At 71.3% G+C, this 14,366-nt stretch carries 18 protein-coding genes; 10 read left to right on the top strand and 8 right to left on the bottom strand.

What is annotated here, in order from left to right:
- Positions 1–12: 12 nt before the first annotated feature.
- From OG223_RS28410 to OG223_RS28400, 3 genes are all read left to right on the top strand, one after another.
- On the top strand, positions 13–1,041 hold the full coding sequence (locus tag OG223_RS28410; RefSeq protein WP_329254466.1) for a LacI family DNA-binding transcriptional regulator: 1,029 nt from the start codon (positions 13–15) through the stop codon (positions 1,039–1,041).
- Between the two features lie 272 nt (positions 1,042–1,313).
- Complete coding sequence (locus OG223_RS28405; protein WP_329254463.1) at positions 1,314–1,739, top strand: STAS domain-containing protein; 426 nt, start codon at positions 1,314–1,316, stop codon at positions 1,737–1,739.
- Entirely contained in the window at positions 1,736–2,392 is a 657-nt protein-coding gene (locus tag OG223_RS28400) for a hypothetical protein (protein WP_329254460.1), read from the top strand. Before OG223_RS28405 ends, OG223_RS28400 begins: the two co-directional genes overlap by 4 nt.
- Positions 2,393–2,722: 330 nt before the next feature.
- Here OG223_RS28400 and OG223_RS28395 read toward each other — a convergent pair whose 3' ends face one another.
- Positions 2,723–2,956: a hypothetical protein gene (locus tag OG223_RS28395; protein ID WP_329254457.1), complete on the bottom strand. Its 234-nt coding sequence runs from the start codon at positions 2,954–2,956 to the stop codon at positions 2,723–2,725.
- Between the two features lie 379 nt (positions 2,957–3,335).
- Here OG223_RS28395 and OG223_RS28390 point away from each other — a divergent pair, with 379 nt between their 5' ends.
- Both OG223_RS28390 and OG223_RS28385 read left to right on the top strand, forming a co-directional pair.
- On the top strand, positions 3,336–3,545 hold the full coding sequence (locus OG223_RS28390) for a hypothetical protein (protein ID WP_329254455.1): 210 nt from the start codon (positions 3,336–3,338) through the stop codon (positions 3,543–3,545).
- A 208-nt stretch (positions 3,546–3,753) separates the two neighbouring features.
- Positions 3,754–3,927 (top strand): CsbD family protein, encoded by a 174-nt coding sequence (locus tag OG223_RS28385; RefSeq protein WP_329254452.1) that lies wholly within the window; start codon positions 3,754–3,756, stop codon positions 3,925–3,927.
- A gap of 41 nt (positions 3,928–3,968) precedes the next feature.
- On the opposite strand, the gene OG223_RS28380 is transcribed toward OG223_RS28385, so the two are convergent.
- The 5 genes from OG223_RS28380 to OG223_RS28360 form a co-directional block, all read right to left on the bottom strand.
- The gene (locus OG223_RS28380; RefSeq protein WP_443073751.1) at positions 3,969–5,060 is read right to left on the bottom strand and encodes an HTTM domain-containing protein; all 1,092 of its coding nucleotides are present in this window, start codon (positions 5,058–5,060) and stop codon (positions 3,969–3,971) included.
- Positions 5,050–5,808 carry a DUF5819 family protein gene (locus OG223_RS28375; RefSeq protein ID WP_329254447.1) on the bottom strand — a complete coding sequence of 253 codons (759 nt, stop codon included), beginning with the start codon at positions 5,806–5,808 and terminating at the stop codon, positions 5,050–5,052. The genes OG223_RS28380 and OG223_RS28375 overlap by 11 nt, the downstream gene beginning before the upstream one ends.
- A gap of 101 nt (positions 5,809–5,909) precedes the next feature.
- Positions 5,910–7,139, bottom strand: a complete 1,230-nt coding sequence (locus tag OG223_RS28370; RefSeq protein ID WP_329254445.1) for an ice-binding family protein — start codon at positions 7,137–7,139, stop codon at positions 5,910–5,912.
- A gap of 390 nt (positions 7,140–7,529) precedes the next feature.
- Positions 7,530–8,558: a zinc-binding dehydrogenase gene (locus tag OG223_RS28365; protein ID WP_329254442.1), complete on the bottom strand. Its 1,029-nt coding sequence runs from the start codon at positions 8,556–8,558 to the stop codon at positions 7,530–7,532.
- 45 nt (positions 8,559–8,603) lie between these two features.
- Positions 8,604–9,581: an aldo/keto reductase gene (locus tag OG223_RS28360; protein ID WP_329254439.1), complete on the bottom strand. Its 978-nt coding sequence runs from the start codon at positions 9,579–9,581 to the stop codon at positions 8,604–8,606.
- A gap of 237 nt (positions 9,582–9,818) precedes the next feature.
- On the opposite strand from OG223_RS28360, the gene OG223_RS28355 reads away from it, so the two are divergent.
- The 3 genes from OG223_RS28355 to OG223_RS28345 all read left to right on the top strand — a co-directional run bounded on the left by OG223_RS28355 (position 9,819) and on the right by OG223_RS28345 (position 11,924).
- Positions 9,819–10,709 (top strand): helix-turn-helix transcriptional regulator, encoded by an 891-nt coding sequence (locus tag OG223_RS28355; protein ID WP_329254436.1) that lies wholly within the window; start codon positions 9,819–9,821, stop codon positions 10,707–10,709.
- 74 nt (positions 10,710–10,783) lie between these two features.
- Positions 10,784–11,086 carry a hypothetical protein gene (locus tag OG223_RS28350; protein WP_329254433.1) on the top strand — a complete coding sequence of 101 codons (303 nt, stop codon included), beginning with the start codon at positions 10,784–10,786 and terminating at the stop codon, positions 11,084–11,086.
- Between the two features lie 58 nt (positions 11,087–11,144).
- Positions 11,145–11,924, top strand: a complete 780-nt coding sequence (locus OG223_RS28345; protein WP_329254431.1) for an SDR family NAD(P)-dependent oxidoreductase — start codon at positions 11,145–11,147, stop codon at positions 11,922–11,924.
- Between the two features lie 79 nt (positions 11,925–12,003).
- Here the strand turns inward: OG223_RS28345 and OG223_RS28340 are convergent, their stop codons facing one another.
- Positions 12,004–12,312 (bottom strand): hypothetical protein, encoded by a 309-nt coding sequence (locus OG223_RS28340; RefSeq protein WP_329254428.1) that lies wholly within the window; start codon positions 12,310–12,312, stop codon positions 12,004–12,006.
- Positions 12,313–12,411: 99 nt separating this feature from the next.
- Positions 12,412–12,795, bottom strand: a complete 384-nt coding sequence (locus OG223_RS28335; protein ID WP_329254425.1) for a YybH family protein — start codon at positions 12,793–12,795, stop codon at positions 12,412–12,414.
- Between the two features lie 107 nt (positions 12,796–12,902).
- On the opposite strand from OG223_RS28335, the gene OG223_RS28330 reads away from it, so the two are divergent.
- Entirely contained in the window at positions 12,903–13,463 is a 561-nt protein-coding gene (locus OG223_RS28330) for an RNA polymerase sigma factor (RefSeq protein WP_329254422.1), read from the top strand.
- Positions 13,460–14,353 (top strand): zf-HC2 domain-containing protein, encoded by an 894-nt coding sequence (locus OG223_RS28325; RefSeq protein ID WP_329254419.1) that lies wholly within the window; start codon positions 13,460–13,462, stop codon positions 14,351–14,353. Before OG223_RS28330 ends, OG223_RS28325 begins: the two co-directional genes overlap by 4 nt.
- Positions 14,354–14,366 lie beyond the last annotated feature (13 nt).

Raw genomic sequence — 14,366 nt, 5'->3', positions numbered from 1 at the left:
GAGCGAGGCACGGTGGGTGCGACGGGACGGAAGCGGGTCACGGCGGCGGACGTGGCCCGGTCTCTGGGGCTCTCGCGGGCGACCGTGGGCTTCGTGCTGAACGACACCCCCGGGCAGACGATCCCCGAGAGCACCCGCGGCCGCGTGCTCGCCGAGGCGGCACGCATGGGGTACCGCCCGCACCGCGCGGCGCAGACGCTGCGACGGGGCAGCAGCAAGGTGATCCTGTTCGTGCTGCCGGACTGGGCGGGCGGTCTCACCCTGCGGCAGCACCTCGACGAGGCCGCGCTCGCGCTGGACGAGGCGGGCTATTCCCTGGTCACCTGCGCGCGGTACGCGGCGGGCCGGGCGCGTCCCCTGTGGGAACTCCTCACCCCGGACGTCGTCCTCGGCTTCAGCCCCTTCGACGCCGACGAACTGGCCTCGATGCGCGCCTGCGGGGTCACCAGGATCGTCCCCGCCCCCGAGCACCCGACGACGCTGGACGACTGGCCGGCGCTCACGGCGGGAACAGCCCTGCAGATCGAGCACCTGCACGAACAGGGACACCGCCGGATCGCCTTCGCCGCCCCCGCCGACGCCCACACATCGCTGCTCGACCACCGCGTGCACACAGCCCGGCGGACCGCCGCCCGGCTCGGCCTCGGTCCGGTCGACATCCGCCCGGTGGACCACCGGGACGGCTCCGCCCGCGCGGCGGTCCGCCGTTGGCGCGCCGAGGGCATCACCGGTGTCGCCGCCTACAACGACGACAGCGCGGCGGCCGTGGTGGGCGCGGCGGTCCGGGCGGGTGTGTCCGTCCCCGACGAACTCGCGGTAATCGGCCACGACGACACTCCCCTGGCCGCCCTGTTCGTCCCCTCGATCTCCACCGTACGGATCGACGTCGTCGGCCTCGGCCGCCACTTCGCCGCCTTCGCCCTCCACGAGGCCGACGGCCGTCCGCTTCCCGCACGGGACACCGGGACCGACACGGTGGTGGTCGCCCGCGAGTCGACCGCCCGTCCTCAGCGGTCGCACGCGCCGGCCACCGCCGTGTAAACATCGTGGTACCCGTGTCCGGGGCCGACCGGGGGACGGGCCCGGGGATTATGGTGGGTGCGGACGTCCCAGACCCCGGCGGGCCACGACTGCTTGGCCCACATGCCTGCGGAGAGCGGATCTCTCGTCCCCTCGCCCCACGCATCCCCGAGGGAACCGACCGGGTCCCACACCCCGAACTTCGGCTGCCGGACCGGTCGTTCACCTGCCCGCACGACAGTACGACCGTACCGGGAACCCGGCGCGGTCTCGTGAACCGAGGCACCCCACTCATGCGTGTCCCACCAGTCCTGAACGTCCACCGGCACGACACCGGCGGCCGGGCGCTGATCACCCTGACCGGTGAGATCGACCTGGACTCGGCGCCCCTGGTGCACGCGTCACTGGAACGGTGCCTGCACGACGGCATCCGCGCCATCGACGTCGATGTCACCGCCGTGACCTTCTGCGGCCACAACAGCCTCAACGCCTTCCTCTGCTCCCTGCTGCACACCGCCGCGGCCGGCGGATCCCTGCAACTGCACCATCCCAGCCCGGCGTTGGAGCGCCTCGTCGAGCTCACCGGCTCCGGTTCCCTCTTCGTCACCCTCCCGGACGCCTTCGCCGGCACCCGGCCGCCCCCGCTGTTCTCCCCCTTGCACGCGGCCTCGTACCCGCTCCTTCCGGGCCTGTCCGCTCTCCCGGGCGGTGTGCTGTGACGGCCTTACCCGGGCCGGGCCGGCCGCGGCCGCGCACGGGTCGCCCGCCGCTCGCCGCGCGCACGACGCCCCTGAGTCTGCGCAGCCTCAACCGCTGGCAGGCCGAGGGACTGCGCGAGGACCTGGCGGACCTGTACGCGGAGTCCCGCGCCACCACGCCAGGTTGGGAGCACCGCGGCCGGAAGGACTTCCTGCGCCGCCTCACGCATGACACCTGGCGGCCGGGGTTCACCATGCTGACCGCCCAGGCACCCGGCCTGGTGGGGTACACGTTCGGATTCCCCGTGGCGCGCGACGGCTCCTGGTGGGCGGGATTCCGGGGACCGCTCCCGCAGCACGTCGCTCAACTCACCGCGTGCGGAGGGGCCTTCGCCATCAGCGGGACAGTGGTGCGTCCCTCCGAGCGGTACCACGGCCTGGCCGACCGACTGCAGGAACGTCTGCTCGCCGACCACCGGGCCCTGCTCGGCGTGACCCTGGTGGACCGGACCCATCGTGCGGCCTGTGCCGGATTCCGGTCGCGAGGGTGGTACGACATCGGCCTGCTCTACAGGTCACCGGGCCCCACCGTGCTGCGGGCCCTGGTGCTTCCCCTCGCGGAGCGGACGGCCGAGGAGCCGGGGGACCTCGCGCACCCCGCACGCATCCAATAGCCGTAGCGGGACCGGGAGTCGGGCGCCTGTCCGACGTGGCCCGTGCCTTCGTCGACGACTCCGCACCCCTCCGGTGTTGTCACCTGGCCGGCCGTGAGCCGAACGTCTCGCCTGTAGACATCCGCCGGCAGGTTCCTGGCCGGCCCGGGATGGCAGGGGACCAGGACCATCACCATGCCGCAGGCCTGGTCGACGACCGCACGGGCGGCCGGCGCCCGCCGCAACCGGTCGACCTCGGCACGCAGCGCCGCGGCATCCTGTTCCGCCGGATTCCCCACCGCGGTCTCGGCGCGTCCTCCCTGGCCGAAGCCGACCCGGATCCGCCGTATGTCAGGCAACTTCATCGGTCACCCGCGTTGTCGCGATCCTGGTGATCCCGACGGTCCCGGCAATGCCGGTGCTCTCCGGGACCGGAGCCGTCGCCACCGGTCCGGCTTCCCTGCGAGATCGCGGCCGTAGCGGATGACGCTGAAAGACCAGCATGGCCGCGGCCAGCCACCAGAGGGGGTTGAGGAACCCGAAACCGAACAGGATCAGGGCGACGACGAGAAGCAGGAAGAACACTGCGGGCCTCCCCGGGGCGGCACAAGACAGCACTGCCGGGGGCTGGGGCCTGTCCGAACAGCCTAGCTCCGCCCGGGAGTTGCGGGTAGCGCCGATGTGAGGTCTCGGCCACCCGGGACAGATGGCCACTTGTACATCTGTCCCGGAAGTGCCGCGAGGGCTAGCGTGCGTGGTACGGCCCGAGCCCCCGGCAGCGTGGATCACCTCTCGCGCTCCCTCGGGGGCGCACCTCGCGCATCTGTGCCGGAACCGTCCCCGCCCCCAACGGGCCACTCCCGCACCGCCGTTGCCACCGGAACCCGGCACGGCATCGATGCGCTCCAGGCGGGCACCCTCTCGCGCCCGCCGCCTCGCACGCACACCATCGCAGGCGGCACACATGTACGCCCTGATCCTTCCGGCCTCGACCCCCTTCGTCCTGCTCGCCACCGTGATGGGCCTGTCCTGGTGGGAGGACCGCATCCTGCCGACACCGGCCGCGCCGGTCGACATCCCCGCGGAGGCTCCGTTCGTCCCGGCGGCCCCCGTCCAGCTCACAGGGCTCGTCAGAGTCGACACTCCGTTGACACCGGAGGTCGCCAGGCGTTGACTGACAGCACGGCGTAGGACTGTGCCACTCCGATTGTTCGGCGGCATTCCACCTCCCCCGTTTCGCCCGGACCCCGCGGAATCAGGAACTTCTCGCGATCCGGAGCCCCGGCGATGATCCTGCGGATCTCCGGCTTCGCGAGGCCGTCGGTACGGCCGTGGCCACAGGTGGTCCGGGAGCCCGTCAAGCGAACAAGCAGAGGACAGCCATGAGCCTCAAACAGACGATCAAGCACAAGACCCAGTCGTTCAAGGGACGGATCACCGAACGCATCGGCCGGACCACCCGCAACAGGCGACTGCAGCGGCAGGGCAGGACCGACCGGATCTCCGGAAACCTGAAGCAGTCCGGCGACAAGGCCAAAGACGCCTTCAAGCACTGACCGGGACGGCCCCGGGTGGCGCCCAGGTCAGTGGCCGGGCCTCAGTGGATCGACGGTGCGGACTGCGACGGCACGAGTGCCGGTTCTCCGCTCGGCGGAGCCACCTTCTTCCAGGCGTCCGGCCGCCTGCTCGCGCGCGGCCACAGGCGCCCCAGCGACCGGTAGAAGCGGTCCGGCAGGAACACCGCGTCCGCGATGATCATCGCGCCGGAGAAGAGCGGCAGCCCCATGAGGACGGCGATGCCCAGGTGCATGCCGAACAGCATGGTCAGAACCGGGTACTTGAACCGTCCGAACAGGACGAACGGGAAGGCGACCTGCAACAGCACCGTCAGATAGCAGGCGACGGCGATCAGCACGTCGTGCTCGTCCACCATCAGGGAGAGCTCGGGCCAGGGCCGGAACAGGTCGAGGTTCAGGACGTAGTGGAGGGCGGTCCCGTTGCCCCAGGAGGCGCCCTGCACCTTGTAGAGGCCCGCGGACCCGTAGAGGAAACAGACCTGGGCCGCGATGACGAACATGCCGCAGTTGTGCAGCACGGCCGTCAAGGTCCGGCGGGACGAGCCGAGTTGGTGCCGGAGTCCGTCGGCAGCCGGGCCCGCCGAACTCCTCGCCGTCTTCTCCGTGGAGCCGTGGAGACGGGTTCTGCGCGCGTCCAGGGACCAGTGCCGGCCGCAGGCCGTGAAGACGAGGTACAGGGCCATGAGGAGGATGAGGTTGTCTCCTCCGTCGGTCATGAAGATCGCCCTGGCGTGGAACGACGCCACCACGACCGCGAACAGCACGGACACCGCTCTCGTCCGCCAGCCCAGCATGAACAGCGCGGACGTGACGACGGCCAGCGCGTAGCAGGTCTCGAAGTACGGCCGGCTGTCGGACAGCGTGAGGATGCTCAACCACCCTGTCTGGCCGAACAGTTGCCTGGCCAGCTCGGGCGTCCAGGGTGACCCGGGTCCCCAGATCTCGTCGCGGTGCGGAAACTCCCGCAGGAGGAAGACGAGGTAGAGGAACCCGTAGCCGATGCGCAGAACGGCCGCGGCGTAGAGGGAGACCGGCCGCTCGGTCAGGACGGTGAGAAACGCACCGGTCTTCTCCGCTACGCGGCGCGGAGCGGGTGCCTGCTCAGTTTCCACGGGAGGTCACCTTCCACCAGGGCAGACAGCGCGTTTCGACAGGGTTCGGCGCGGCAGCGGACGAGTCGGGGCCGGGCCCCTCGGCGGGTGCGGCGATGGGCAGGGTGATCACCCGCAGTTGGACGGACTCGAAGGTGCCGCCGCGTTGGTCTTTGATGCGGTCCGCCGCGATGTCGGTCAGGTACTTCTGCATCATCAGCGCCCGCTCCGTGCGAGGCCGGTCGTCACCGCCATGGGTTTCGAGGTACGAACTCCACGCCCGCCGCAGCATGTTCTGCGCGGTGTGACTCGGGAAGACGTCGTGCTTCACGGCCGAGTCGTCGACACCGCTCAGGTCGAACCAGCCGCTCACCCGCACCCTGCCGTCCGGGGTGGTGTGCATCGTCCTTGCCGAGATCTGCCGGTTGACCGACTCCGGATCCGGGGCGAAGAGCCGCCAGTTCTGCTCGAAGAGGGGGAAGACCCAGGCGTTGACCTGCCGGCTGTACTGCCGGGAGAGGGGGTTCGGGGGTGCCACGTGCAGAAACACCAGGAGAACGTGGACCAGGGCTGTCGCCAGGCACAGGGCCACGGCGGCGTTGGTACCCGCCTTCAGAAGGACGGCCGCCTTCAGGGGGTTCGGGAAAGGCTTTGAAGGCCCTTGGCGCGGAAGGGTTGTCCCGCCCCGGTCCCGGTCCCCGCTCCGGTCCGGTTCGTCGACGGCCGCCGTTTCGATGCCGCCCGGCACGGCCCCACCCGGGCTTTCCATCCTGGCTTCTCTCACTGTGTCTCCTGAGATCGCGCCAACGGCGCGCGACGGATTCGCTCACGATCCGTCGCGCGCCGCTCGTCCTGCCGGCTCAAGGGGAACTAGGCGGCTTTCCTGCCGTAGCCCTCGGGCTTGTGGGGCTTGTCGGGCTTGCCTTGATGCCCGCCATTGTCGCCATAGCCGCCGTGCTCTTCGGGCTTCCCGCCGTGATCGTGGTCGCTGGGCTTGTGGTCGTGGTGGCCGTTTCCACCGGTCGAGCCACCGGTCGAGCCGCCTGTCGCACCACCGTTCGTACCGCCCGTGGTGCCGCTTGTGGTGCCACTAGTGGCACCACTCGTGCCGCCCGTCGTACCGCTCGTGGTGGCGCCCGCGATGACACCGCCCAGCACGCCGCCGGTGGTTCCGCCCGACGTCAGGACACCGCCGACAAGGCCGCCGGTTCCGCCGCCCGTCGGCACGCCGCCGAGGACGCCGACCGTGGTGCTGCCCGTCGTGCCCGTCGTGCCCGTCGTGGCGCCGCCCGACGTGGCACCGGCGACGACGCCGCCCGTGATCAGACCACCGGTGGTTCCGCCGGGGGCGCACGTACCGCGGTCGATCGTGTTGTTGTCCAGCGTCACGGCGCCGGTACGGGCCAGTGCCCGGCCGGCGATGGTCGTTCCCGTCGTGACGGTGATCGACTCCTGGGCCATGATCGTGCCCACGAAGGTGGAGTTGGTGCCGAGCGTGGCCGAACTGCCGATCTGCCAGTACACGTTGCACGGCGAGGCGCCGTTGACGAGCGACACGTGGCTGCCGGATGCCGTCGTCAGGGTCGAACCGATCTGGAAGACCCATACGGCGTTGGGGTTGCCGTGCGCGTCGAGCGTGAGCGTGCCGGTGATACCCGCGGAGATGGGTGCCTTGTAGACGCCCGGATTCAGCGTCCTGCCGCCGAGCTCCACGGGGTCGGGAGCGGTGGGGTAGGTGACGTCCGGCGCCTGTCCGGCGGCGTTGTTGTACCCCGTGACCAGGTCGCTCTTGGCCTGGAGCGCCACCGCGTCCGCAGCGTGCATGGCCCCGTTCACCGTGCCGGGCGGAAATCCGGTGATGGCCGTTCCCGGCGACACTCCTAGATCACCGGTGATCAACGACGGCCCGGTGTTGGTGACCTGGGAACCGGCCAGCACGGCGAAGCTGGTGGCCGTTCCCAGAGGCACGGGCGTGGCGACGGCGCTCGCGCTGGTCGGCGTCATCGCGAGCACGACGGCGGCGATCACCACGGCCGTCACCGCCGCGATCCACACCGACAAGGTGCGCCGTTGCGGCACTTCAGGGATATTCAGCGTCATCGAGGGGCCAACTCCTTTTAGCGGATGGTCTTGGCGGTTCCCGGTCGCACAGAATCGCCCGTTTCTGGCGTTGGCATATTACCGAGGAGTGTGCCGATCGATATTTTCCGCAAGGGCCCCGCGAAATACATAGAAATGCTTAATGGGCCGGGTGGTTGCACAACCACAATTCTCGCCAGGAGCGACCACCCGGCCCGGCAGAGCCGCCGTATTACGGCATTCCGTGCCTGGCGGGGCGACGGAAAGGGGGCGGTCGGCGCAGCGCTCGGAATATCCCCGAGCCGCACTGTCCGCAGTATTATTGACTGCGGGCCGGTTCACTCACACGTGAAACTGTCTGGAATTCTTTACTCCGGCGTGTCCGCGCCTCAAGTGCGCCGCACCGGGAGTTCAGGGGGTAATGAGGGCCTTGAGGACCTGGCGGTCGGCCATGGCCCGGTAGGCGTCCGGGGTCCGGTCCAGGGGGAAGGTCCGGTCGAAGACGCGGCCGGGGGTGATGGTGCCGTCCAGGACGTCGGGCAGCAGGTGCTCGATGTAGGCGCGGGCGGGGCTGACGCCGCCGGTCAGGGTGATGTTGCGCAGGAAGACGGCCCGGCCGATGGGGCCCTCCTCGTACTGCGGGGCGCCGAGTCGGCTGACGGTGCCGCCGTCCCGGACCGCGCCGAGAGCGGTGTCCAGGCTCTGCCGGGTGCCGACGGCCTCGATCACCTTGTCCACGCCGCCGGTCAGCTCGCGGACGCGCGCGATGCCCTCCTCGCCGCGCTCGGCGACGACGTCGGTGGCCCCGAACGCGCGGCCCAGGCCGGTGCGCGCCTCGTGGCGGCCCGCGAGCAGGATCCGCTCGGCGCCCAGCCGCCCGGCGGCGATCACCGCGCACAGGCCGACCGCGCCGTCGCCGACGACGAGCACGGTGTCGCCGCGGCCGACACCGGCGGTGACCGCGCCGTGGTGGCCGGTGGTCATCACGTCCGCCAGGGCCAGCAGGGACGGCAGCAGCGCGGAGTCGGCGGCCACCGGCAGCTTCACCAGGGTGCCGTCGGCGTACGGGACGCGGACGGCCTCGCCCTGCCCGCCGTCGACGCCGTCGAAGCCGTAGCGGCCGCCGTCGCGGCAGGAGATGTGCAGGCCCTCGGCGCAGTAGTCGCAGGTGTTGTCGCTGTAGGTGAACGGCGCGACGACCAGGTCACCGGCGTTGAGTCCGATGACGTCCGCGCCGGTCTCCTCGACGACTCCGAGGAACTCGTGTCCCATGGGGCGGCCGGTGTCGGTGGCTGGCATCGACGCGTACGGCCACAGGTCGCTGCCGCACACGCACGCGGCCACCGTGCGCACCACCGCATCCGTGGGCTTGACGATCTTGGGGTCGGGCCGGTTCTCGACGCGGACGTCTCCGGCCCCGTACATCACTGCTGCGCGCATGAGGGGGTCTACTCCGATACGGGGGTTGGGGCGGGTGATCGGCGATCAGCGTTCGAGCATCCGCGCCTGCGCCTCGGTGTGGGTGTCGCCCGCGGCGGGCGGCAGGCTGCCGAGCTTGTCGAGCTGCTCGCCGGTCAGCTCTACGGCGTCGGCGGCGGTGTTCTCCTCGACGCGGCCGACGCGCTTGGTGCCGGGGATCGGGGCGATGTCGTCGCCCTGGGCGAGCAGCCAGGCCAGCGCGATCTGGGCGGGTGTGACGCCGACCTCGGCGGCCACGGCCTTGACCTCGTCGGCGAGCGCGAGGTTGCGCTGGAAGTTCTCGCCGGTGAAGCGCGGGTTGTCGCGCCGGAAGTCGGAGGCGTCGAACTGCTCGGGGGAGCGGATGGCGCCCGTCAGGAAACCGCGGCCCAGCGGGGAGAACGGCACCAGCCCGATGTCCAGCTCCCGCAGCACCGGCAGGACACGGTCCTCGATCCCGCGGGTCCACAGCGAGTACTCCGACTGCACCGCGCTGACCGGCTGGACGGTGTGCGCGCGCCGGATCGTGTCCGGGCCCGCCTCCGAGAGGCCGAACGCGCGCACCTTGCCCTCGGCGATCAGCTCGCCCACCGCGCCCGCGGTCTCCTCGATCGGCGTGTTCGGGTCGACGCGGTGCTGGTAGTAGAGGTCGATGTGATCGGTGCCCAGCCGCTTGAGGGAGCCCTCGACGGCGGTGCGGATGTTCGCGCGGCCGGAGTCCTGGTTCCAGGCGCCCGCACCGGCGTGCGAGACCAGGCCGAACTTCGTGGCCAGCACCACCTGGTCCCTACGGCCCCGCAGCGCCCGGCCGATCAGCTCCTCGTTGGTGTAGGGGCCGTAGATCTCGGCCGTGTCGATGAGCGTGACCCCCAGCTCCAACGCCCGGTGCACGGTCCTGATCGACTCCGCGTCGTCGGTGCCGGAGCCGGTGTAGCCGTGGGACATGCCCATCGCGCCGAGGCCGATCCGGGAAACTTCCAGGTCACGCAGTTTGATGTAGCGCATGTCGCCCTCTCCGGTTCGTTGCGTCGCCCGGCCCTCTCCGCGTGCTCCCCGCGCCCGGCAGATCGTGCCGGGGGCTGGGGCGGGGCCGGGGTGTCGGCGTCTTCCTCGTTCGTCTTCCTCGTTCGCCGTTCACCTTCGCCCGGATCGCGACGGTGTGGCAGGGCGGGCTCTTCAGGGGTAACGACAGGGCCCCCCTCCCACCTGCGCGGCGGGCGGGGAGCGGGCGAGACTGGGGACATGGCAACCGAGAGCGCGCACAGCGAGGGCGCCGAGCTGGGCCGCTATCTGCGCGCCCGCCGCACCCAGACCCGCCCCGACCACGTCGGCCTCACCGTCGGCGCCGGTATCCGCCGCACCCCCGGGCTGCGCCGCGAGGAGCTGGCCACCCTCGCCGGCATCAGCATCGACTACTACGTGCGCCTGGAACGCGGCAAGGAGACCCGCCCCAGCCCCGCCGTCCTCGACTCGCTCGCCCGCGCCCTGCACATGGACGACCAGCAGCACCAGCACCTGCGCGAACTCGCCGCCCGGGCCGCCCGCTACGTCCCGGAACCGCCGCCCGCGCCCAGCCGCGTCGTACGCCCCCACCTCCACCTGCTGCTGGAATCGCTCCGCCCGAACCCGGCGTACGTCATCAGCCGCAGCCTGGACCTATTGGCCTGGAACCCCGGCGGCCTCGCCCTCTACGCGGGCCTGGACGACTGGCCGGTCAAGCAGCGCAACCTGGCCCGCTACTTCTTCCTGCACCCCACGGCCCGCGACCTGTTCGCGGACTGGGAACGGCAGATCGCCACCTGCGTCGCCCGCCTGCGAGCCATCGCCGGCACGGCCCCCGACGCCCCCGACCTCACCAACCTCGTCGGCGAACTCCTCCTCAAGAGCCCCGACTTCGCCGGACTGTGGGAGCGCTACGAAGTCACCGGCCGCAAACCGGCCCGGAAGACCTTCCACCACCCCCGGGTCGGCACGCTCACCCTCACCTCCCAGTCCCTGCACATCGAGGGCACCCCCGGCCAGCGCATCGGCGTCTACACCGCCGAACCCGGCAGCCCCGACCACGACGCCGTGCTCCTGCTGGACATGACGGCACCGCGACCGGCACAACGCGCCGCGCCCGAGCGGGCGTAAAGATCGCGTCCGATGTCGGCCCGGCCCGGGTCCTCCCGTTGACCGCTCCGGCGCGCCACCCCACGATGGTCGCCGTGACGACTCTCGCCGATCTCGTCGGCTCGGCTCCGCCAAGTGCCCCGCCCAGCACGGCCGGTGCCGTCCTCTTCGTCTTCGTGGGTGTCGCCCTGATGTGCGGAGGGATCGTCGTCGTCACCGACTACAAGGGGCTGGCGTCCCTCCTCCACGCGAAGGCGACGAGCACGCGGCGGAACAAGTCGCCGCGCATCCACGGCGGTCCCCCGGCCGGGGTGTCGAACTTCAGAATGTTCGGATTCGTGCACATCCTCGGCGGGAGCGGCGCGATCGCCGTGGGCATCTACCTGCTCGGCAAGTAAGCGGTGACGTTCATGGCGCGGTGGGCGCATGCTCGTATCGACACGAGGAGGACTCAGGATGGATCTCGGACTGAACGGACAGGTGGCCGTGGTCACCGGTGCCAGCAGGGGGATCGGGCTGGCGGTCGTACGGGCGCTGGTCGCGGAGGGGGTCACGGTCCATGCCGGGGCCCGGCACTCCTCGGCCGGGCTGGAGGAACTGGCCGCGACGGGGAGCGTGCGGGTCGTACCGGTCGATCTGGGCGACGCGTCGGGGCCCGCGCGGCTCATCGAGGCGGCGGGCGACCGGATCGACATCCTCGTCAACAACGTGGGCACGGCTCCGGCCCGTACCGGAGGGTTCCTCTCGGTCACCGACGAGGAGTGGCTCACCACCCTGAACCTCAACCTGATGGCGGCCGTCCGTACGACCCGCAGCGCCCTGCCGGTGATGCTGGCCCGGGGACGGGGCTCGATCGTGAGCATCTGCTCGGTCAACGCGGCGCTCCCCGACCCGGCGGTCATCGACTACAGCGCCTCGAAGGCGGCCCTCGCGGGCTTCTCCAAGGCCCTGTCCAAGGAGGTCGGCCCGAAGGGGATCCGGGTCAACACCGTCAGCCCGGGGCCGGTCGAGACCGATCTCTGGCTGGGGGAGGGCGGCGTCGCCGCGACGGTCTCCGAGGCGACCGGCATGAAACCCCAGGACGTCATCGACAACGCCGCGCGGACCACGGTGACCGGCCGTTTCTCCCGGCCCGCCGAGATCGCCGACGTCGTCCTGCTCCTGTCCGCGGACCGGACGGCGAACGTCACCGGCGCCGACATCACCGTGGACGGAGGCTTCATCCCCACCTGGTGAGCACACCGGCACCCGCCCTCACTCGAGTTCCCCCTCCCGCGGGGACTCCACGGATGTGCCCGCGGTTGGAGGGCCGTTGCTACCAGCAGCCCTCCACCGTCGCCGCGAGGCCGTCCAGTCCCTGGGTGACCGCGGCCGTCGGCGCCGTGCCGTTCTCGACGAACGCGAAGCTCTTCCAGCGGCCGTAGGAGGTACTGAGGGTGCCGTCGACGCCCTGATCGACGGCCAGCGGGGCGCCCGCCCCACCCGCTGGTCGGTGAAGACGCCTCCCGAATTCCCGGACATGCAGGGCGCGTTGGTGACCTTGCTCCGGCACGGCAAGCGGGTCACCGGCCTCCAAACACCCGCACGCACGCGCCGCGTTCAGTCCGGGGGTGGCCGCGACCATCGGCAAAGTCCTGCACCTCACGAAGTCCGCCTGGTTCGTCGGCTGCGCCGAGGACCGGTCCACCGCGATCACCCTCTTCCGCAACAAACCCGGCCAGGATCACGAGCTGAGATGCTCGTGCAGCATCCGCCAGCCGCCGTCCCGCCGCGCGATGACATTCGTGCCCCGACCTTGGCCGGAGCGTGATGCACCGTCGATGACGCCGGTCCAGGCAAATCGATACCGGCACACCGCGAAATCCGCGGTGAGTACGGGCCACTCCACTTCCCGGATCGCGTACACCTCGTCGAGGATCGTCGCGAACGTCTTCTCGATCGCGGACCGGATCGCCTCGATGCCCTGATAAGAGCCGTCCGAGAACCAGTACGTGGCGTCATCGGCGACGAACGGCACGACCCGCTCGATGTCATGGCTGTTGTTGGCGCGCTCGTACTCGCCCATGAACGCCGTGAGTTCGGATTCCAGGGATATCTGATGCGTCACGACGGACATCATGCCGAGCCTCTACACCCGCACTCGCCGCGACCAACCGTGTGACGTGGCTCACGCCGTAGAGAAAACCGGTGGCCCTTGCCCGGCGTCTAGCCGGTGTGAGATCAGTCAGGGAGGCAGCGGGCGAGTTGGACGAGGAGCGTCTCGTCCGGCTGGTGGCCAGGGGCGACCGCGCGGCGTTCGACGAGCTGTACCGGCGTACCGCGCCGTGGATGGCCGTGCGGCTGCGCCGGCGTTGTGCCGACGAGCAGATCGTCGCCGAGGTCATGCAGGAGACGTACCTGGCGGTGTGGCGCGCGGCGGGCGCGTTCGCGGGGGCCTCGGTGGGCGGGACGGCCCTCGGGTGGCTGTGGACGATCGCGGCGCGCCGCCTCGTCGACGCCTTCCGGCGCCGGGCCCACCATGCCGAGCCGCCGCCCGCCGCCGCTCCCGTCGGCGCGGCACCCGCCGCCGAGGAGGAGGCGCTCGCGGCGACCGTCGGCGGGGACGTCGGCGACGCGCTGCGGCAACTGGCCCCGGAACTCAGGCAGGTACTGCAGGCCATGGTCCTCGACGGGCTGTCCGTGCGGGAGACCTCCGTCCTGCTCGGGCTGCCCGAGGGCACGGTCAAGACCCGGGCCCGGCGGGCCCGCATCGCGATGCGGAGGGCGCTGACGTGAGGCGGATCAAGAAAGCGGAGGGTGTCGAGCAGGGCGCGGCGCACGCGTCGCCTCGGCTCATCGACGGTTACGCGCGCGGCGGCACGGATCTCGCCGCCGACGAGGTGTGGGCCGTAGAGGCCCATCTGGAGGGGTGCCGGGTCTGCCGTGACCGGTTGTCGGCGGCCGTGGTGACGCGGGCGCCCGACGTGGTGGCGCTCGTCGACGCCGTCCGGTCCGGCCTCGAAGCCCGACTGGCCGCCGTCGCGCCCCTGCCCCGCCGACGGCACCGGTCGGTACGGCTGTCGAGCTGGCTGACGCCCGCGATGGTGCCGTGGCTGGCCATGATCGTGAGCGTCACTGGGCTCGCGCTGCTGCTCGACCTGGCCGGCGGCGGTTTCGGCCTCGGCGGAGGCACGGGTTCCGGCTCCCGTCAGGTGTCGCTGGTGCTGCTGCTCGCCCCGGTCCTGCCCGTGCTCGGCGTCGCGGCCTCCTGGTCGCGGGCGCTCGACCCGGCGTACGAACTGACGGCCTCGGTGCCGAGGGCCGGGCTCCATCTGGTGCTGCGGCGGACGGCGTCCGTGCTCGCGGTGGTCGTGCCCGTGCTGCTGGCGGCCGGTTGGGCGACGGGGGTGCCGGGTGTGACGGCCGCGCAGTGGCTGCTGCCCTGCTTGGCCTTCACCTCCACGACCCTGGCGCTCGGCGGTGTCGTCGGGGTGACCCGTGCCGCCGTCGCGCTGGTCGCCGTATGGGCCGCCGTGGTCGTGATCCCGACCGTGGCCGCGAGCCGTGCGACCTTCGCCCTCCAGACGGGCGGCGGTCTGCCGGTGTGGGGGCTGGTCCTCACGCTCGGCGTCGGGGTCGTGGTCGTCCGCAGGGGCGCGTACTCCGTCCTGGGAGCGCACCGGTGAACGCGGGCGGTAC

Source organism: Streptomyces sp. NBC_01478 (genome assembly GCF_036227225.1).
Classification (GTDB): domain Bacteria; phylum Actinomycetota; class Actinomycetes; order Streptomycetales; family Streptomycetaceae; genus Streptomyces.
Note: the sequence above shows the minus strand (reverse complement) of the source record. Positions and strands in the feature narration are given on the sequence as shown.